Genomic DNA, 20713 nt, shown 5'->3' on the forward strand with positions numbered 1-20713 from the left:
TTAGATCATTTTTATTCTAAAATTTCAATATCCACAGCTTTACCAAACTTTACATCTAATTTTAAATTTCTGTCGCCTATTGATTTTAGCCTTTCTTCCAAATCTTTTTGCCTATTTTTAATAAGAACGTCAAAATCATTTTTTGAAATTTTTTTAATAGAATTATCTATTTGACAGGTGTTTTCGTCTGTTTTTTGTATTTCAATGGCTTCAAAAAATACTTCGCTTTTTTTATCTTGAGCAAGGATTATCAAACCCGGCAAACCGTTTAGTTTCCATGGTCCAAAAATTGTAGGATACTCTATGGCATACCATACTTCATACTCGCGACCTTTAAAAAAAGTAGTTGCTTTTTGGCACTGATAATTATTTACGTTCTTTATTTTGTCAGTGATATTCCATTGAGGATACGAAAGAGTATCTTCAACTAAATATGCTGATTTCAATGACTTTAATTCAGTAATTTTTTTGTCTTTAAAATTACTAAATATTGTTTGTTGATTTTTGTTTGGAAAATTAATTGTTTTATGACCATTTTCATCTTCTCGTTCTGTAGTTGTGGTATCATTATCAAAAAGCTTATATTCAAAACAAGATTTTTGTTCGGAAAAGGTTAGTTTTGCGTCGTAATTTTTGAGACCATCAAATAGCGTCGTCATTTTATATTTAACTTGGTAATTGTTTTGTGATAAAACCAAGATTGGAAATAATAAAAAAATAAAGGAATTTAATTTCATCTTAATTTAGCTCTAGTTGGTTTTTTTAAAATATTATGTTTAAAGGAGTTGAAAACTTATGTTTTTTAATTTGTAATAAATTATTTTTTTTAGTTTAACTCTATTTCAATCAAAAGGTTCTCTTAAAAACCCGGTGTAATCTGTCGTTATTTTTAAGTATGTTTCTCTTCCAGCCTTTGATATAAGTAAATTATAGATATCTTCATCTTCTCTTTTTTTTAAAATATTGTATTCTACCATGGTTTTCGGCTTTGGTTTAATAAATTCTACTAATTTTTCACTCAAAGAAAATTGGCTTTTTTCTAATCTAATTTTTGTTGCTATTATTTGATAAAAATTTGTCTCGTCTGAAATTTCTAATATTATTCCAGGCAAACCATTGAATTTCCATGGCCCAAAAGAAAATGGTATTTCGGTAGTAAACCAAGCAATATAATTATTTTTTTTGAAATTGGTCGTTGCTTTAAGACAATTAAATTCACCTATTCTTTTTTGCTCTTCATGTAATTCCCAAACAATATTTATGGTGTCTCTTGTTAAAATTTCTAAATAAGCAATCCCTTCAATGAAAAGTATTTCTTTTGATTGTAAATTAGTATAATATTTTCTTTTTATTTGTGGCTCTTTAAAACCATTAATGATTTCAATTCCGTCATCATTAATTGTGTTTTGTTCATAAATTGAAAAGGTTTCAGAAAAAGACATTGAATAATTTACTTTCTCGTGATCACCAAAATATTCTGTATATTCAATTTTACCCATTTGGGTGTTTTGACCAAAAGATAAAGAAAATATGGAAGATAGTAATATTATATATTTCATATTAATTTAGGTATTTAATTTTAAAATTATTTACAGTAATAAAGGATTTATAAAATATTAAATTCGGTTAATAATTAAATTATCAACCGAAAATTTTAAACAGCCTTTTTATTTTTTGTTATAACCCCATTGTTTTAGTTTATAAATAAATTTTACCAACAATCAACAATATTAATGCCGCAAATACTAATAATAATCTTTTCTTAAATTTAGTAGTATTATTTTGTTTATCTAATTTTAAAAGGGATTTTGATTCAAAAAATGCTAAAGAAATAATTACAATAAAGCAAATAATGTCATACCATATATTTTCTGTAAATCCTTTTAATTTTAGTAACTTAGGAGTGAAATATAATAATAAAATTATTATTGAATATATTTGAACTTTATTTTTCATATTTTTCATATTAATTAACACAATCATAATAATCTTGTCGGGCATCAGCCATGCAATTTTTATGTTCGGCTAAAACAAGTACAGAACCTAATGCACATGTCCAAGGACCTGAAAAACATCCAATTATAGCAAAAGTCCCATGTAGGTTTAAGTCTCTGTCACAGCGTTCTTTGTCCTTAGCATATTCACTAGCACAAGAAGAATTAATAACATTCTCATTTTTAAATTTAACATTTGACACTATCAAGTTGTCATTTAAAGCTTCGTCTATATATTTAGACAACAGTTTATTTTGTTCTGATTTACTTAATTTAAAAAATACTTCATTATTTGATTGGAATTTTTTACTATTTTCAACTTGAAGTGAAATTAAGTCACTTAATTCATTAAATTTAATAAATCCAGCTTTTTGCAAAATTATTTTAAATTCATTTTCATTTGAGCAATTTTCAGATAATGATTTATAGAAAACATCTTTATTAAATTGTGTTTCTTTTTCAAAAATAGCGATTATTTTATTATTTATTACTACATGTTTTTTTACAAAATTATTTACATTTTCATAATTTAATCTTTCTTTTTCATTAAATTTGACTTCCTCATTTTGACATGACCAAATTACAATTACTGTTATAATTATTACCAAAAAGCTACAAATTAATTTTTTCATACTATTTAGAATATTGTGCTTGAATCTTTGCAAGAGCTTCTGGCTCTATTTGAGGCAGTCAAAGATTTTCAGCTGTTGTTTTCCACTATGGATTTCTGCCTGCTGCATGTTAATCATTTTCTTTTGTTAGATCTATAAATGCCTATACGTTGGCTGAACGTTGAAATTTTACACGAACGATAATTTTTGATCTCTTGCAACTAAGTTTTTTTTGACTACAATATTACCTGAGTTATCTTTTAATAAAGGGCTTACAGAAATCGCAGTACGTTTGATGTAATCTTGAATAATACGATTTATAAAATTTTATCCTAAAACTGAATTGGCAGAAAAAGAAAAATACAAAAAAATGTTCTATTCATAATTTTTTTCTATACTTGTGGGGTCAACTTTATTTACTTTAATAGATGCTCCTCGTGGCAATTTAGTTTTTAATTTTTCAATAAAATCATCTGTTATTTTTTCTTGAAATGCAACATATTCTTTAAACGTAATTTGTTTCCCTAAATGTGGTTTTGAAATATTTTTTTTATCAGAATATTCAAGTTTAACTAATTGAAATTGTATACTATTATCTTCACTTTCAATTTTCACAATCAAACCAGGAAGCCCAAAAAATTTCCATGGACCAAATTGTGTAGGAATTTCAGTAGTATACCAAAAGTTATAATTTCTACCTCTAAATTCTAACTTAGCTTTATTGCATAAATAGTTACTTATTTTTATTTTATCAGATTCTAATTTCCAATCATAATTAGGCATATTTTCATTTACTATAACAGGCACAAAATTATTATCAGTATATATATGGTCTCTAAAAACAATATTTTTATTTGTCAAAAAATATTGTTTACCAATACTATCACTTGACTCTTTATTAAAATGAATATCTTCAAATTCATCCGCATATAAGGTGTCTTTAGACGATTTTAATTTTAAAAATTCAGAATATGCCTTTGTATTTTCTATATACAGATTAACAATCTCGATTTTGTTTTCATTTTTGTTAATGAAATCATATGTAGCAATAATTTGTTTATTACTTTGGCTATAACAAAATTTTGCAAATGCTATAAAAACACATACTAGTATTATTTTTTTCATATTTATTATTTTTTAAGTAAAGAGGCTTCTTCGAAAGAAGCCTCTAAAAAACATTAAATTGTAGCTAGAAGAATTTTGACAGCTGCTCTTAATGTTTGACAACCAGCCCAAGAAACGTCATAGATAGTTACAACAACATCAACTTGATTACCTTCAAATTTACCTTTAATTGTTATTTCACAATTATATACATCTTCGTTCTTATTTTTTGATATTACAATAGAATGATTTTCTACTTTATCAAATTTTAATTCACTTATCATTTTTAAATCTTTATTTTGATTTACAGATAAGTTTTTAAATGAAGTGATGTTAATCTCATTATTTCCTTGTAATCCGTTATTTGCGTAAGATTGAAAACAAAAGAAAACTAGAAAAGCAATAAAAAATATTTTTTTCATTTTTCAAATTTTTGGTTAATATTACATTTCAGCAGCTAAATCTTTTAATAATTTAACAGTGTCTTTTATGCAACTACCTGAATCGCTTGTAAAAGTTACATCAATATTTACTGGTTGTCCATTAATTGTTCCTCTTATTTTAACATGACATTCTAGCAAATTTTCTCCAATTTTAACAGTTTCAAAACTTGAAATGTTAAAAACATAATTAACCAAATTTAAGTTTTCTAATTTTGAAATTTCATTAGAAATTTGGTTGTTAAAAGAATTAGAATTATTTGCAAAAGCAAACGAACCGATTAGCATAAATGCTAAAGAAAAAATTAATTTTTTCATACTATTTAAAATATTGTGCTTGAATCTTTGCAAGAGCTTCTGGCTCTATTTGAGGCAGTCAAAGATTTTCAGCTGTTGTTTTCCACTATGGATTTCTGCCTGCTGCATGTTAATCATTTTCTTTTGTTAGGTGTATTTCTTATCTATAAATGCCTATACGTTGGCTGAACGTTGAAATTTTACACGAACATTAGTAATTGTTAACTTGGATAAAAAACTATCTCAACTTCTTTTTAAAATTTACGTGCACATAAATGAAAAAAAAGAAAGATATAATTTATCAAAATCAAATTTATATTATTATAAATCAACTTGTGTATTAAAAATAAACATCACATATTGATTATTAACATTATTTTTACTATGTGAAAAATATAATGATTTACTGAGTTTATGTACTATAAACACAAATAAATCTCAAACAATTCAAATTAAAAAAGCAATTAAATAATTAAAACAACGAAAATTGACATTAAATATTAAAAAAGTCATTAATTTTTTGTTTAATTGAGGATTTTTATTTAATCAAAAAACTAAATGCTAAATTTAACTATTAGGAGTGAAAATCAAAAAAGTTATAAGATATTCTATTCTATTTTTTGAAGATTTTCACGAAACAAATCGGCGTAATATTTAATTACATTTTGATCGAAATACGGTTCGTTATCCATTCTTCCAATCATAGGAACATTTGTTTTTTCTAAAATGATGCTTTCTGTAGCTTTATTTTCATCACCAGAAAAAATAATTCCTGCTACATTTAACTTTCTTGATTTTAGAATTTCAATAGTCATTAAGGTATGATTGATACTCCCCAAATAATGACGAGTAACTACAATAACTTTATAATCTGGCTGAATGAGGTCGATAACACAATCTGTACTATTTATAGGTACTAAAATTCCGCCAGCGCCTTCAATTACTATATGATTGGTAATTGTTGGTTCAATAATTTTCTTTACATCTATTGTAATTCCATCTATTTCAGCAGCATAATGTGGACTTGCGGGTGTTCGCAACGCGTAAGCATTTTTATGAAAAGTTGTAGTTGTATTCGATACATATTTTTCTACTTTATGTGTATCTGAATTATCTAAATCGCCCGCTTGTATGGGTTTCCAATAATCTGCTTCTAAGGCTTCTACAAGTATTGATGAAGCAATTGTTTTGCCTACATCTGTTCCGATTCCCGTTATAAATAGTTTCATTTTTTGAGTTGTGTTTTATATTTAAAAAATTTGGTACACAGATTTGACGGATTAAACTGATTTCAAATAATTATTACGTTGTATTTTTTATAGCATTTATAAAATCTGTTTTATCAATGAAATCTGTGTACCCAAAACCAAAACTAAAATTCAAAGTTACAGCTTTCGCACTTATATTTTTGTTTCGAAAATAATGGCATAGATAAAGTTAGCAAACCATAAATAAAGGCTAAAAACGATTTGATATCTTTTATAGTGGTTGTCATATTTATTTTTTGAGAACCACAATTTGGACAAGTTAATAATTCCCCTTTATCGTTAAGAGAATACTCTGGAATTGCATCTAAAATTTGTTTTGATTGTATAACATCTTCTGAATTTACAAATAATTTCACACCTCCTAAAGCAGTACTCAATAATGGATCGGTATTAATTGTGTTTTCATTTTGTAAAAACACTTCAATGCCTTCTGATTCTAATTTTCCTTTAAATAAATACGCTTCAGAGGAGAATTGATAATTAGCAATTTCAATTAATGAATTTCTCATATTTAATAAAGAATTAGTGCGCTCAATTCATCCAATATACTTATCATTTCTTGTTCTGTAGTATAAGAATGTAAACAAAATCGCAATCTTTCTTGACCTTCTGGAACGGTTGGCGACAAAATAGCTTTCACTTCAAAGCCTTTTTCTTGCAATTGAGAAGCAATTTTTTTTACTTTATTATTTCCAGGAATAATGGCTGAATGAATGGCCGATTTACTGTAAACAAACAAGGGTTTTATTCCTAAAAGTTGTTTTTGATTATTGAAAAAAGTAATGTTCTCTTTTAATTTTTGAAGTTCAACCGACTTATTTAAATTTTGATAGGCTATTAAAATTGTCGCTACCGAATGAGGCGAAAGTCCGGTTGTATAAATAAAACTTCTTGCAAAATTGACTAAATATTCCTTTAAATCAGCATTTCCTATAACAGCAGCACCGTGACAACCCAAACCTTTTCCAAACGTCATAATTCTGGCAAATACTTTACTTTGAAGTTGTTGAGATTGAATTACCCCTTCACCTTTTTCTCCAAACACGCCCAATGCGTGTGCTTCATCCACTACTAAAAGCGCCTTATATTTTTCTGAAAGTTGCACTAACGTTTCCATATTTGGTGTGTCGCCATCCATAGAAAAAACGGATTCTGTAACGATGTAAATGGTTTGGAATTCGGAATTTGTAGTTTTAATTTTGGAAATTTTTGCCTCTAAATCTTCGTAATCGTTGTGTTGAAATTTATACGATTTGGCGTGACTCATTTGTATGCCATCACGTATGGAGGCATGACACAACTCATCATATAAAATAACATCATTTCTTTGCGGCACGGCGCTAAAAAAACCAACATTAGCATCATACCCTGAATTAAAAATTAAAGCTGCTTCAGCTTGATGAAAAGTCGCAATATATTTTTCAGTTACAGCATACAAACTATGATTCCCAGAAATTAATCGGGAACCTGTTGCTCCATTTACTTTAATTTTATTCTCCACTAAATATTGGTGTGTGGATTCGAATATTTCTTCATTTTTAGCAAAACCCAAATAATCGTTGGATGAAAAATCGATTCCATTTGTAGCAATAGGCAAGTTACGCAAAGCATTGGATTCTTTACGAAAAAGTATTTTTTGCTGAAGTGCCTTTGGAATTTTCATAATGTAAAAATAAAAAAATCCCGATAAGAAAACACTTATCGGGATTGTTATTTTAATAAAAACTGAATTAGTCTGCTAAAACAATTACTTTATTGTTATTCATCTCTATAGTACCAGATTGAATCGCTAACCAATAGGTTTGTTCATTTACTTTTGTAAATTTTGATTCATTGGATTTATCAATATTAAAACTAGATGCACTGATTTTTACATTTCCTTTTTGTAAAATGGAAACTACAGCCGCGTGATTGTTTAACATTTGAAACTCGCCATTAATTCCTGGAACAGAAACGGAGGTTACTTCTCCTGAAAATAAAGTGGCTTCTGGTGATACTATTTCTAAAATCATATTTTTAGGCTTTAAGCTTTAAGCATTATGCTTTAAGCGAATATTATGCTTCTGCTAACATTTTTTCTCCTGCTTCAATAGCTTCTTGGATACTTCCTTTAAGGTTAAATGCTGATTCTGGTAAACGATCTAATTCACCGTCCATAATCATATTAAATCCTTTGATAGTATCTTTAATATCTACTAAAACACCTGGAATCCCTGTAAACTGTTCCGCTACGTGGAAAGGTTGAGATAAGAAACGTTGTACTTTACGCGCACGAGATACGACTAATTTATCTTCTTCAGATAATTCTTCCATACCTAAAATCGCAATAATATCTTGTAATTGTTTGTAACGCTGTAAAATTTCTTTTACTCTTTGTGCACAATCGTAGTGCTCATCACCTAAAACATCTGGCGTTAAGATACGAGAAGTAGAATCTAATGGATCTACCGCTGGATATATACCTAACTCGGCAATTTTACGAGATAATACGGTTGTGGCATCTAAGTGAGCAAATGTGGTTGCTGGTGCCGGGTCCGTTAAATCATCCGCAGGTACGTAAACCGCTTGAACCGATGTAATAGAACCAGTTTTTGTTGAAGTAATACGCTCTTGCATTACCCCCATCTCTGTTGCCAAAGTTGGTTGGTAACCTACTGCAGAAGGCATACGTCCTAAAAGTGCAGATACTTCAGAACCCGCTTGAGTAAAACGGAAAATGTTATCTACGAAGAAAAGTACGTCTTTACCTTGTCCAGTTCCAGCTCCATCACGGAAATATTCCGCAATAGATAATCCTGATAAAGCTACACGAGCACGAGCACCAGGTGGCTCATTCATTTGTCCGAAAACGAAAGTAGCTTTAGACTCTCTCATTCCTGGCATATCTACTTTAGACAAATCCCATCCTCCATTTTCCATAGAGTGCATAAATTCATCACCATATTTTATAATTCCAGACTCTAACATCTCGCGAAGTAAGTCATTTCCTTCACGCGTTCTTTCTCCTACTCCTGCGAATACGGAAAGTCCACCGTGACCTTTTGCAATATTATTAATTAACTCCTGAATTAATACTGTTTTACCTACACCAGCGCCACCGAATAAACCAATTTTACCTCCTTTTGCATAAGGCTCAATTAAGTCGATTACTTTAATACCTGTAAATAAAACTTCAGAAGAAGTAGCTAAATCTTCAAATCTTGGTGCCGCACGGTGAATAGACATTCCGTTATCTCCGTCTTTAGGTAATTCTCCTAAACCATCAATAGCATCACCAATTACGTTGAATAAACGACCATAAACGTCTGGTCCAATTGGCATTTTGATTGGGTTTCCTGTTCCAACCACTTCAGTACCTCTTGATAAACCATCAGAAGAGTCCATTGAAATAGTACGTACCGTATTTTCTCCAATGTGAGATTGTACCTCTAAAACCAATTTAGTACCGTCTTTTTTAGTAATTTCTAACGAATCATAAATTTTTGGAAGTTCTCCGTTAGTAGTGTCAAACACTACGTCTACAACTGGTCCAATAATTTGTGCAACTTTTCCTGTAACTTTAGACATTGCTTATGTATTTATTTAATAGCTATTTATAATTGAAAAAAACATACTTTTTTCAGAGTGCAAAGATAGTTTTTTTAGATGCAATTATGCAATATATTTTTTGACTTTTTTCAAAAAAAAGCGAAATACTGATTATTTCGCTTTTTTATTTATTCTACAGTTACCGATTTTGCTAAATTTCTTGGCTGATCTACATTACAACCTCTCAATACTGCAATGTGATAAGATAATAATTGCAATGGTATTGTGGTAAGTAATGGCGTTAGTGCCTCAGAAGTTTCTGGAATTTCAATTACGTGATCTGCTAAAGCTTTTACTTGCGTGTCGCCTTTAGTTACAACAGCAATAATCTTTCCACTTCTTGATTTTATTTCTTGAATGTTACTTACCACTTTGTCGTAATGCCCTTTATTTGGCGCAATAACTATAACTGGCATTTGTTCGTCAATTAACGCGATTGGTCCGTGCTTCATTTCTGCAGCCGGATACCCTTCGGCGTGAATATAAGATATTTCCTTTAATTTCAAAGCACCTTCTAATGCTACGGGAAAGTTAAACCCTCTTCCTAAATATAAAGCATTGGGTACATCTTTATAAATTTTAGCAATTTCTAAAGCCACATCATTTGTTTGCAACGCTTCTTTAACCTTATTTGGAATCATTTCTAATTCTAACAAATAACGTTGGTAATCAGAATGATTCATAGTCCCCTTAGCTTTAGCTAAACGCAAAGCCAAAAGAGTAAGAATTGTAATTTGAGTTGTAAATGCTTTTGTAGAAGCCACACCAATTTCTGGACCTGCGTGGGTGTATGCTCCCGCGTCGGTTTCTCTAGAAATAGAAGAACCTACAACGTTACACACCCCAAAAACAAATGCTCCATTTTCTTTAGCTAATTTTATAGCTGCTAAGGTATCAGCCGTTTCTCCTGATTGAGAAATAGCAATTACCACATCGTCTTTATTAATAATCGGGTTTCTGTATCTAAATTCTGATGCATATTCTACCTCAACAGGTATTCTTGCGAATTCCTCAATGATATATTCGGCTACCAAACCTGCATGCCAGGATGTACCGCATGCAATAATTAAAATACGTTTGGCATTAGTAAATTTTTCTAAATTATCTTCTACGCCCGACATTTGAATGATGCCTTTGTTGGCCAACAATCTTCCTCTATACGTGTCTTTTATTACATTTGGTTGCTCGTAAATTTCTTTTAACATGAAATGTTCATAACCCCCTTTTTCAATTTGTTCTAAATTCATTTGCAATTCTTGAACATAAGGATCTACTAAAGAGTCATCTTTAATTTTTCGAACTTTCATTGGTTTATGCAAACGAATAATAGCCATTTCCTCATCTTCTAAATAAATAGCATTTGAAGTAAACTCAATAAAAGGCGAAGCATCTGAGGCTACAAAATATTCGTCTTCACCAATACCAATTGCTAAAGGAGAACCTAAACGTGCACAAACTAATTCATCTGGCTTATTTAAGTCAAATACTACAATTGCATAGGCACCAACCACTTGATTTAAAGCGACTTGTACTGCTTTTCCTAATTTTAAATTATCTGTTTTCTGAACGTCTTCAATTAAATTAATTAAAACTTCCGTATCGGTATCAGAATGAAAAACATAACCTCTTTTGATTAATTCTTTTTTTAACGGTTCATAATTTTCAATAATTCCATTGTGCACGATGGCTAATTTTCCAGAATTAGAAAAATGAGGATGCGAATTTACATCATTAGGCACCCCGTGAGTGGCCCAACGTGTATGACCAAAACCTATATGTCCGTCAGTAGTTATTTCTTTTTCAATTTTTTCTTCTAAAACAGAAACTTTACCTTTCGTTTTACAAATCTTTAAATTTTTTCCGTCATATAAAACTAAACCAGCACTATCGTAACCACGATATTCTAATCTTTTTAATCCTTTAATAATTATTGGATATGCTTCTCTATGACCAATATAACCTACGATTCCACACATATGTTTTAGGGTTTAATTTGGTTTTGTATAATGTATTACTAACTTTAATTTTTTAGATGCGTCTTCAGTACTTGGATTTGTACCATGAAGCACGACGCCTTGTTGCTCCATAATTGAGGCTACAGGAAAATATTCGACAACATCATTTGTACCCATTATAGGGTTATTCAAACTTAGTGGATTTTTGTAGTAATAACTATTACTGTAATTAATATTTTCTGTAACAGTAAGGCCTAATCTTACGTTTTTATTCAAATTAGCATCTGTACTGTTAATTAAATTATTAATATGTTGTGTGATTCTAATTTTATATTTAATTCCTTTCTTGTCAGCGGTATTGTCTCGTTCAATGATTCCGCCAAATATTAATTTATTGTATTTTGTGTTTGAATTTGTAGTTGCATCAAATGTATAATCTACTAATGCTTTTTGATTCGTAGCATCAAATAAATATAATCTTTCTGCTTCTAATTGATTGGCGCCTGCCATAGCAGTTTTATCAATGTAAAGCTCTAAATAGGCTTCATTAATTAACCAACCTTTTAAACGTAATTGATCCAATTCATCAGGAATTTGATTCGCTCCAGCGACCAATTGCCCATTAACCGGTTTTAATATATCCGCAGATCCAAAAACATCCAGATACACTACAGAACCTTTTCCTCCTTTTAAAAATAATTTAGAATCGGAACCAAAAGTTGGGTTGGTAGCGGATGCGTTTAATCCGGAGTTATACGCTCCTGAGTAAGAATAATCTTGTAATGAAACAGAATTTGACCCTGAATTTGTACCTAAATTTAGCACTAGTGTTTTAGAAGTTGCTACAGTTCCTGCAGCTGCACCTTCATCGATCGAGCTATAATTTACATTTACCTTTGCATTGGAAAAATTTAACATGGCCATGGCACCTTCTTCTCCTGGAAGTTGTTCTATTTTAAAATACAACCCTTTAAAATATTGTTTAAATTCATTGTTATTGAATAAATTTGCACTTCCTGCTTCAAGAATTCTATTCTTAAAGAAAGTTTTATTTAAAGTTAGATAAATTCCCGGCGCTAAACGTTCTTTAACCACTCTTAAAGAAACATCATTTTGATTGGCTAATACTACATCATTTGCATCAACATATTCCAAAATTCCGGTTGTGGTATTAAATTTTGTTTTATAAACTATAATTTCTGATTTATTAAAAAAGAACTGATCGTTTTCTGCTGCATTTGGACTATCATTTAAGCGCGTTCCGTTTTGTACAGAATTTCCATTACCATCATTTCCTCTTTTTAGATTCTCAAAATTAATTAAAGTTCCGTTAGTTGAACCATCCGAAAAATAGCGTTGTTGTGTTTGAAAATTATCGTTTGGATTAAATGAATTCAAATAATATCCGTTTTCGTATACACTTAATTTCATTTTACTTTCTTTGTTTGCTCCATATATTGACTGCAAAGCATATACTTTTGAACCATCCGTATTATTGGTTTCAACGGTACTGAAATAAGGCACATACAGTGTTACATTTTCTACTTGCACATTAGTACCAAATTTAGGCTGAGCTGTCACTAAAGAAAGTTGCGACACAAAATTTGCTTTGGTTACTCCAAAATATGGGTTATTGTAAATACCTAATGGATTAATTGGCAAATTATTAGTTTGCACTTCATTTGTTTTTACAGAATAGGCTTTCAATTGTACTTCACGCGAACTGAAATCAAAATGTTCATCACCTACTAAATCTGATCCAATTGTATTAAAATCTTGATCACAAGAAATAAATACCATTGTAAAAACTAAAAATAAAACGGTTATATGTTTTTTCATTATTGTTATTATAGTTTATTTTTTAAAAACTCTAAATATGCTTCTTTTAACGATTCTTTCGGGGTGAAAGGTAAAAAAGGTTTTTTTGAAGTTTCTATATATTTTGTTAAATCTGCAGACACGTTTTCTGAAGCTATAATAATAGCATCAGAATGATCAATTGTTGCTTTCATTAAATTAGTAAAAACTGGCTCTTTGTATTTAGAAATAGCCTCTTGTGGTAAATTGTCGAATGCTAATTTAGTAATCAATTCTGCATCAAGCGTTCCTTCAAAATCTGCAGCATAAATAGACGTGATAACTTTTGTGTCTTCAAAAATACCTTCATCTTTGTAATAATGTTTTAAATATACGGGCAACAAAGAAGCCATCCAGCCATGAACATGAATAATATCAGGAACCCAATTTAATTTTTTTACAGTTTCAACTACTCCTTTTGCAAAGAAAATAGCTCTTTCATCATTATCGGAATACAACACGCCTTCTTCATCTGAAAAAGTAGCTTTTCTCTTAAAATATTCATCGTTATCAATAAAATAAACCTGAATTCTTTCTTTTGGTATTGAAGCAACTTTAATAATTAAAGGCATATCCATATCATTCACTACCAAATTCATCCCAGAAAGTCGAATTACCTCATGTAATTGATGTCTACGTTCGTTGATATTTCCGTATCTTGGCATAAAAATTCTTATCTGCCCTCCTACTTCATTTATCATTTTCGGCAACTCATAAGAATGTAGTGATACTTCGTTTTCGGCTAAATATGGCACTACTTCAGATGATACATATAATATCCTCTTGTCATTCATATAATAAATGTTATATTTTTGTTTAATATGCAAAATTATAAAAATTTATGGACTTATCTACTAAAATAGTAAGTTTGCACTTTATAAAATTAAATTATGCCTGTTTTTCAAACACAAAAAACGCTTCAAATTGAAATAAACAAAGCTCAAAATCAATCTAAAAAAATTGGCTTTGTGCCTACAATGGGTGCTTTACATCAAGGCCATCTTTCATTATTGGGAAAAGCTTTATCAGAAAATGAAATTACAGTATTAAGTATTTTTGTAAATCCTACACAGTTTAATAATGTGGATGATTTAAAAAAATATCCTAGAACATTAGAAAAAGATGTAGCTCTTGTTAAAAAATTAAACGAAAACATACTCATTTACGCACCAAGTGTAACTGATATTTATGATGGAGATACCACTTCCGCTTCTTTTGATTTCGATGGATTAGAATCTCAAATGGAAGGCAAACATCGACCTGGTCATTTTGATGGAGTGGGAACAATTGTTAAAAAATTATTTGAAATTGTAAAACCCACAAATGCTTATTTTGGCGAAAAAGATTTTCAGCAATTACAAATTGTAAGAAAATTGGTTACAAAATATAAAATTCCAGTCAAAGTAATTCCTTGTGAAATTTATAGAGAAACTAACGGTTTAGCCATGAGCAGCCGAAACGAACGCCTTTCTGAAAAGGCGAGATATGAGTCGAATCTAATCCACAAAATTCTATTACAAGCCAAAGAAAAATTTATGCTGAAATCAGCTCAAGAAGTCACAAAATTTGTTGTACGCGAATTTAAAAAACACAAAAATTTTACTTTAGAATATTTTGAAATTGCCGAAGAAGAGACGCTTTTAGCTTGTACAAGAAAAATAAAAAATAAAAATTACAGAGGGTTTGTTGCTGTTTTTATTGAAAATATTCGATTAATTGATAATATTTCGTTAAAATAAATTATAAAATTTACTTGAATTAATTAACTTTGCCACATGCAAATACAAGTAGTAAAATCTAAGATACACAGAGTTTCTGTTACTGGAGCCGATTTAAATTATATTGGAAGTATTACAATTGACGAAGCTTTACTTGAAGCAGCAAATATTGTAGAAGGTGAAAAAGTAGCCATTGTGAATATAAATAATGGGGAACGTTTAGAAACTTATGCCATTAAAGGACCAAGAAACACAGGCGAAATTACTTTAAACGGACCTGCTGCAAGAAAAGTACATCGTGGTGATATTATTATCATTATTGCATACGGAATTATTGACTTTGAAGAAGCAAAAACATTTAAACCTTGTCTTGTTTTTCCTAATGAAAAAGATAATTCTTTAACCTAGTTTTGAAAGCAAATTTTAAAAAAATAATCAGTATAATTTTACCTTTGTTTATTGGTTTAGGGATAATGTATTATCAATACGACACCATGTCTCAAGAACAAATAGAAAAAACAAAATGGACGTTTTTAAAAGCAGATTATTTTTATATTTTTTTATCTTTAGTTATTTCTATAATTGGCTATTGGTCGAGAGCTTATCGTTGGAAATTTGCATTAAATCATCTTGGATATACCACCAAATTTAGAAATGATTTTTTTACCGTAAGTGTTTCCTATTTAGTAAATCTTACCATCCCTAGAAGTGGAGAAATCACAAGAGCTATTGTTTTAAAAAAATATGAAAACATTCCCTTCGACAAAGGATTCGGAACTATAGTAGCTGAAAGAGTTGTGGATTCCTTGATTTTCTTATTTTTACTCTGCATAGGGTTTGTCTTGCAATTTGATAAAATATATCAATTTTTATTAGATAACCATTTTAATTTTAATAAAATAATTTATGTTGCCATAACAGGATTTCTGCTTTTTATTGTATTTATATTAATTTGGAAATTTTCTAAATTAAATATTGTTTTAAAACTCAAAAACAAATTTTCGGGATTATCAGAAGGCATATTAAGTATTTATAAAATGGAAAAGAAGTGGGCGTATATTTTTCACTCTTTTTTAATATGGTTTTCCTATATAGCGATGTTTTATATTACCATATTTGCATTGCCTGAAACAGCAACCATTGGTTTTGATGTTGTAATTATGGGATTTATTTTCGGTACATTTGCTATTGGTTTTTCTCCTGGTGGTTTAGGTGCATATCCGTACGCAATTGCTTCTGTCTTTTTCTTATACGGTATCCCTAAAGAAATAGGAACCGCATTTGGCTATTTAGTTTGGACCTCTCAAACACTTTTAACTATTGTATTAGGTATTTTATCTTATATCTTATTACCTATCTTAAATAAAAAATAAGTAGTATATTGCTACATTATTAAACCAATTACTCATGAAAATTAAATTTACCCTACTATTTTTAATGGTTTCTGTTGCCTTGTTTTCACAAAAAGTGGAAGACAAAATACAATCTAAAAAACTAAACGAAGAACGAAATTTTTCAGTTATTTTACCAGCTTCATACGAAAAAAGTCCAGAAAAAAAATATCCCATTTTAGTTTTATTAGATGGCGAATATTTAGCCGATCCTTTTTCAGGAATTTTAAAATACGGAAACTATTGGGACGATTTGCCTGAAATTATTATTGTTGCGGTAAATCAGAATTATGGAGAAACTCGTTTTAACGATAGCAATTATGGAGAAGATGGCTTACCTGCAGAATCAGGTGCTAAATTTTTTGAATTTATAGGATTTGAATTATTAACACACATTCAACAAAAATACCGAACACTTCCTTTTAGAATGATTGCAGGGCACGATACCACAGCAGGATTTTTAAATTTTTATTTGTATAAAGACGATCCAATTTTTAATGCATACATTTCAATTTCGCCAGAAATGGCTCCAGAAATGGAAGTTCGTATTGCAGAAAGATTGTCTAAAATACAAAAACCGGTGTTTTATTATCAAGCTACATCAAAAGCCGATTTAGAGGAAATTCAAGTAAACACAAAAAAACTTGATGATGTGGCAAAAGATATTAAAAATACGAATCTTAACTATCGATATGACGTTTTTCAAAATACCTCACATTATTCATTAGTAGCAGAAGCTATTCCAAGTGCATTTTACTTTATTTTCAATGGCTATCAACCCATTTCAAAATTAGAATTCAACGAAAAAATAGTAAAATTAGAAAGTGGTTATGCTCAATATTTAATTGATAAATACGATAATATTGAGAAAAAAATCGGGTTAAAAGTACAACCAAGATATTCAGATTTTAAAGCCATAGAAGCAGCAATAATTAAAAATAAAGCCTATTCAGATTTTGAAATATTAGGTGCCTATGCCGACAAACAATTTCCGAAAACTATGTTAGGAACCTATCATAGAGGTTTATATTTTGAGAAAATTGGGGATTATAAAAGAGCCGCTAAAGAATATCAAAGCGCTTATACCAAATCAGAAATTGGGGATTTAACTAAAAATTATATTTTAGATCGTGCAGAAGCTTTAAAATCAAGAAAAGAAGAACCTAAACAAGAAATTGAAGAATCTGCGCCTGTGGAAACGCCAACTGAAACACCTACAGAAGCTCAAAAAAAAGACGAATAATTTCGAAAAATACAGTTCAAATGGCTAAATTAAAAACTTCCTTCTTTTGCCAAAGTTGTGGCACCAATTATTCTAAATGGCTTGGACAATGTACTTCTTGCAAGCAGTGGAATACAATTGTAGAAGAAATTATTCAAAAAGAAGAAAAACAAGCCTGGCGAAGCACTACTTCTGAATCAAAAAAAGTAGCGAAGCCTTTAAAAATCAATGAAATTTCAACTTCGGAAGAAGTGCGAATGAATACTACTGACGGCGAATTAAACCGCGTGTTGGGTGGCGGATTAGTGCCTGGTTCCTTAACACTTTTGGGTGGCGAACCCGGAATTGGAAAAAGCACCCTTTTGCTTCAAATTTCGTTAAAATTACCCTATAAAACCTTATATGTTTCAGGAGAAGAGAGTCAGAAACAAATAAAAATGCGTGCCGAAAGAATTACGGGTCAAACGGATAATTGTTTTATTTTAACCGAAACCAAAACACAAAATATCTTTCGTCAAATAGAAGAAATTGAACCGCAAGTTGTAATTATCGATTCAATTCAAACCTTACATACCGAATATATTGAATCTTCTGCAGGTAGTATTTCTCAAATTAGAGAATGTACCGCCGAATTGATAAAATTTGCAAAAGAAACGAATGTTCCAGTAATCTTAATTGGACACATCACAAAAGATGGTGCAATTGCTGGTCCGAAAATTTTGGAGCATATGGTAGACACTGTTTTGCAATTTGAAGGGGATCGAAATCACGTGTATAGAATTTTAAGAGCTTTAAAAAATCGATTTGGTTCTACTGCCGAATTGGGCATTTACGAAATGTTAGGAAACGGCTTACGCGAAGTTAGTAATCCATCGGAAATATTAATTTCTAATAAAGATAATTATCTATCTGGTACAGCAATTGCAACTACAATAGAAGGTATGCGTCCGTTAATGATAGAAATTCAGGCATTAGTTTCCACAGCTGTTTATGGTACACCTCAACGTAGCACAACAGGCTATAATCTGAAACGATTAAACATGATTTTAGCTGTATTAGAAAAACGAGCAGGTTTTCGTTTGGGAGCTAAAGACGTGTTTTTAAATATTACAGGTGGTATCAATGTGGACGATCCGGCAATTGATTTAGCTGTAGTAGCTGCTATTTTATCTTCCAATGAAGACATTACTATTGATAAAGATTTTTGTTTTGCTGGTGAAGCAGGTTTAACAGGGGAAATTCGTCCCGTAAATAAAGTGGAACAACGCATACAAGAAGCTGAAAAATTAGGTTTTTCGACTATTTTCGTATCCAAACACAATAAAATAAATCCAAAAGATTTTAAAATTGATGTAAGATTGGTTAGTAAAATTGAAGATTTAGTGGAACAACTGTTCGGTTAAAATTAAAAAATAAACCCTCATTCTAAAATTAAAATATATGAAAAAATGTATCTTAACAGTTTGCTTATTGGTTTCTGCAATTGCAATGGCACAAAAACCAATTTTTACTTCAGCTAAAACAAAAGCAGTTACTGTTTATTTTTCTGGTGCTGAAATAACACAGAGTACTACGGTAAATTTACCTGTAGGAACAAGTGAAATCGTTATAAAAAATGTAGCGGATTACTTAAATGAAAACACCGTACAAATTGGCGCACCGAAAAGTGTAACTGTTTTGTCTGTTCAGTTTTCAGATAATTATATTTCTGAATACGAACTTGACGAAAGTAATCCGTTGATTAAAAAAGTTCAAGACAGCATTTTATATGTTCAAAAGGAACTTAAAAAAATACAAATTGATAAAAATTCACATCAACAAACCATCGAAATATTAGATAAAAATAAAGAAATTCGTGGTGCAAACTCTGGTTTAAATGTTGCAGAACTAATGAAACTTGTTGAGTATTATAAATCAAAAAGAATAGAACTTGACAATGCTGTTGTATTGCTTGTAGAAAAAGAAACAAAATGGAAAAAAATACTTGAGGACTTAAATAACAAATTAGAAATTAATACCCAAAAAGAAGAAAAAATATCTGAAGGAAAACTGATTTTACAAGTAATGAATGAAGTTGCAGGTAATGTAAATTTAGATATTTCTTATATTACCAATTCGGCTTCTTGGCAACCTTTTTACGATTTAAGAACAGAAAACATCAATGCTGCAATTGATCTTGCATACAAAGCAAAAGTAACTCAGACTACAGGAATTGATTGGAAAAAAATAAAACTTACCCTTTCAAGTGGCAACCCAAATCAAAACAATATTGCGCCATTATTGCAAGCTTGGTTTTTAAGTTATGGGAAAGAAAAAGAATTTGAAGATAGGCCTAATGCATCAGTACTAGCGTCTTTACAAGGAATGGCTCCAGGTTTAACAATAATATCATCAACCGGAACTCCGGGATCGGCTAAATTTGATGGGTATATCAGAGGTGCTTCTTCAATTAATGGAGATACAGACCCTTTAATCATAATTAATGGCATTCCTTCAAGTAATCAAGATTTTAAAAACCTTGACCAAAATAACATAAAAAGTGTTAATGTTTTAAAAGATGCTGCAGCAACTTCTATTTATGGAAATAAAGGTGCCAACGGTGTAGTTATGATAACAACAAAAAATATGAATGATTATACCACAATTGAAGAACAAGAATTAAATGTGTCATTCGATATTGATATTCCTTATGATATTTTATCTAATGGAAAAGCGCATAGCGTATCCTTAAAAGATATTAAAATTCCAGCCACTTATAAATATTATGCGGCACCAAAAGTAGAAAAAGAAGCGTTTTTAATGGCTGAATTGAACGATTATGCAAAATATAACTTATTACCTGGCGAGGCAAATATTGTTTTTGAAGGGATGTATGTAGGAAAAACTATGATCAATCCGAACCAAACGCAAGACACTTTAAATTTAAGTATGGGTAGAGATAAAAAAATCTCAATTAAACGAGAAAGAATAACTGACAAATCGGGAACTAAATTCTTGTCTTCATACAAAGAACAAACCTTTACTTATGATATTATAGTTAGAAATAACAAAAAAGAAGAAATTAATATGTTGTTAAAAGACCAATATCCTTTAAGTACAGATAAAGAAATAACTGTAGAACTTTTAGATAAAGATGGCGCAAAAGCAAATGAAGAAACTGGAATATTAACTTGGGAAATTAAACTGAAACCAAATGAAACTAAGAAACATAGAATCAGTTACAAAGTGAAATATCCAAAAGATAAAATAATTGGAAATTTATAATCAA

At 30.0% G+C, this 20713-nt stretch carries 21 protein-coding genes; 6 read left to right on the forward strand and 15 right to left on the reverse strand.

Annotated features, from left to right (window positions below):
- Positions 1 to 11 precede the first annotated feature (11 nt).
- The 15 genes from ABWP60_RS01230 to ABWP60_RS01300 all read right to left on the reverse strand — a co-directional run bounded on the left by ABWP60_RS01230 (position 12) and on the right by ABWP60_RS01300 (position 13908).
- Positions 12 to 737: a GLPGLI family protein gene (locus ABWP60_RS01230; protein ID WP_353147350.1), complete on the reverse strand. Its 726-nt coding sequence runs from the start codon at positions 735 to 737 to the stop codon at positions 12 to 14.
- Between the two features lie 105 nt (positions 738 to 842).
- A complete protein-coding gene (locus tag ABWP60_RS01235; protein ID WP_353147353.1) occupies positions 843 to 1559 on the reverse strand; it encodes a GLPGLI family protein in 717 nt (238 codons plus the stop codon).
- 139 nt (positions 1560 to 1698) lie between these two features.
- On the reverse strand, positions 1699 to 1956 hold the full coding sequence (locus ABWP60_RS01240; protein ID WP_353147355.1) for a hypothetical protein: 258 nt from the start codon (positions 1954 to 1956) through the stop codon (positions 1699 to 1701).
- A gap of 10 nt (positions 1957 to 1966) precedes the next feature.
- On the reverse strand, positions 1967 to 2626 hold the full coding sequence (locus tag ABWP60_RS01245; RefSeq protein ID WP_353147358.1) for a hypothetical protein: 660 nt from the start codon (positions 2624 to 2626) through the stop codon (positions 1967 to 1969).
- 354 nt (positions 2627 to 2980) lie between these two features.
- A complete protein-coding gene (locus tag ABWP60_RS01250) occupies positions 2981 to 3730 on the reverse strand; it encodes a GLPGLI family protein (protein WP_353147361.1) in 750 nt (249 codons plus the stop codon).
- A gap of 53 nt (positions 3731 to 3783) precedes the next feature.
- The gene (locus ABWP60_RS01255; RefSeq protein ID WP_353147364.1) at positions 3784 to 4131 is read right to left on the reverse strand and encodes a hypothetical protein; all 348 of its coding nucleotides are present in this window, start codon (positions 4129 to 4131) and stop codon (positions 3784 to 3786) included.
- 21 nt (positions 4132 to 4152) lie between these two features.
- Positions 4153 to 4467 carry a hypothetical protein gene (locus ABWP60_RS01260; RefSeq protein ID WP_353147366.1) on the reverse strand — a complete coding sequence of 105 codons (315 nt, stop codon included), beginning with the start codon at positions 4465 to 4467 and terminating at the stop codon, positions 4153 to 4155.
- A 587-nt stretch (positions 4468 to 5054) separates the two neighbouring features.
- Positions 5055 to 5675 carry a dethiobiotin synthase gene (gene bioD, locus ABWP60_RS01265; RefSeq protein WP_353147369.1) on the reverse strand — a complete coding sequence of 207 codons (621 nt, stop codon included), beginning with the start codon at positions 5673 to 5675 and terminating at the stop codon, positions 5055 to 5057.
- Between the two features lie 143 nt (positions 5676 to 5818).
- Entirely contained in the window at positions 5819 to 6223 is a 405-nt protein-coding gene (locus ABWP60_RS01270; RefSeq protein WP_353147372.1) for a putative signal transducing protein, read from the reverse strand.
- A gap of 2 nt (positions 6224 to 6225) precedes the next feature.
- A complete protein-coding gene (locus ABWP60_RS01275; RefSeq protein ID WP_353147374.1) occupies positions 6226 to 7377 on the reverse strand; it encodes an aminotransferase class I/II-fold pyridoxal phosphate-dependent enzyme in 1152 nt (383 codons plus the stop codon).
- Between the two features lie 67 nt (positions 7378 to 7444).
- The gene (locus ABWP60_RS01280) at positions 7445 to 7726 is read right to left on the reverse strand and encodes a F0F1 ATP synthase subunit delta/epsilon (protein ID WP_353147377.1); all 282 of its coding nucleotides are present in this window, start codon (positions 7724 to 7726) and stop codon (positions 7445 to 7447) included.
- 43 nt (positions 7727 to 7769) lie between these two features.
- The gene (atpD, locus tag ABWP60_RS01285) at positions 7770 to 9281 is read right to left on the reverse strand and encodes a F0F1 ATP synthase subunit beta (protein ID WP_091310452.1); all 1512 of its coding nucleotides are present in this window, start codon (positions 9279 to 9281) and stop codon (positions 7770 to 7772) included.
- Positions 9282 to 9430: 149 nt separating this feature from the next.
- Positions 9431 to 11278: a glutamine--fructose-6-phosphate transaminase (isomerizing) gene (gene glmS / locus ABWP60_RS01290; RefSeq protein WP_353147380.1), complete on the reverse strand. Its 1848-nt coding sequence runs from the start codon at positions 11276 to 11278 to the stop codon at positions 9431 to 9433.
- 12 nt (positions 11279 to 11290) lie between these two features.
- The gene (gene bamH / locus ABWP60_RS01295) at positions 11291 to 13096 is read right to left on the reverse strand and encodes a BamH family beta-barrel-assembly machinery protein (RefSeq protein ID WP_353147383.1); all 1806 of its coding nucleotides are present in this window, start codon (positions 13094 to 13096) and stop codon (positions 11291 to 11293) included.
- Between the two features lie 8 nt (positions 13097 to 13104).
- Positions 13105 to 13908, reverse strand: a complete 804-nt coding sequence (locus ABWP60_RS01300) for a glycogen/starch synthase (protein WP_353147386.1) — start codon at positions 13906 to 13908, stop codon at positions 13105 to 13107.
- A 96-nt stretch (positions 13909 to 14004) separates the two neighbouring features.
- Here ABWP60_RS01300 and panC point away from each other — a divergent pair, with 96 nt between their 5' ends.
- From panC to ABWP60_RS01330, 6 genes are read left to right on the forward strand one after another with little or no spacing between them, the layout of a single operon-like run.
- Positions 14005 to 14853, forward strand: coding sequence for a pantoate--beta-alanine ligase (panC, locus tag ABWP60_RS01305; protein WP_353147389.1), 849 nt, complete (start codon positions 14005 to 14007; stop codon positions 14851 to 14853).
- 36 nt (positions 14854 to 14889) lie between these two features.
- Positions 14890 to 15240: an aspartate 1-decarboxylase gene (panD, locus tag ABWP60_RS01310; RefSeq protein WP_091310472.1), complete on the forward strand. Its 351-nt coding sequence runs from the start codon at positions 14890 to 14892 to the stop codon at positions 15238 to 15240.
- A gap of 44 nt (positions 15241 to 15284) precedes the next feature.
- Positions 15285 to 16205 (forward strand): lysylphosphatidylglycerol synthase transmembrane domain-containing protein, encoded by a 921-nt coding sequence (locus tag ABWP60_RS01315; RefSeq protein WP_353147799.1) that lies wholly within the window; start codon positions 15285 to 15287, stop codon positions 16203 to 16205.
- Positions 16206 to 16239: 34 nt separating this feature from the next.
- On the forward strand, positions 16240 to 17466 hold the full coding sequence (locus ABWP60_RS01320) for an alpha/beta hydrolase (protein WP_353147392.1): 1227 nt from the start codon (positions 16240 to 16242) through the stop codon (positions 17464 to 17466).
- A gap of 20 nt (positions 17467 to 17486) precedes the next feature.
- Positions 17487 to 18848: a DNA repair protein RadA gene (radA, locus tag ABWP60_RS01325; RefSeq protein WP_353147395.1), complete on the forward strand. Its 1362-nt coding sequence runs from the start codon at positions 17487 to 17489 to the stop codon at positions 18846 to 18848.
- Positions 18849 to 18885: 37 nt separating this feature from the next.
- Positions 18886 to 20709, forward strand: coding sequence for a DUF4139 domain-containing protein (locus ABWP60_RS01330; RefSeq protein ID WP_353147398.1), 1824 nt, complete (start codon positions 18886 to 18888; stop codon positions 20707 to 20709).
- Positions 20710 to 20713: the final 4 nt, after the last annotated feature.

Origin of the sequence: Flavobacterium sp. (genome assembly GCF_040402895.1) — a bacterium.
Classification (GTDB): domain Bacteria; phylum Bacteroidota; class Bacteroidia; order Flavobacteriales; family Flavobacteriaceae; genus Flavobacterium.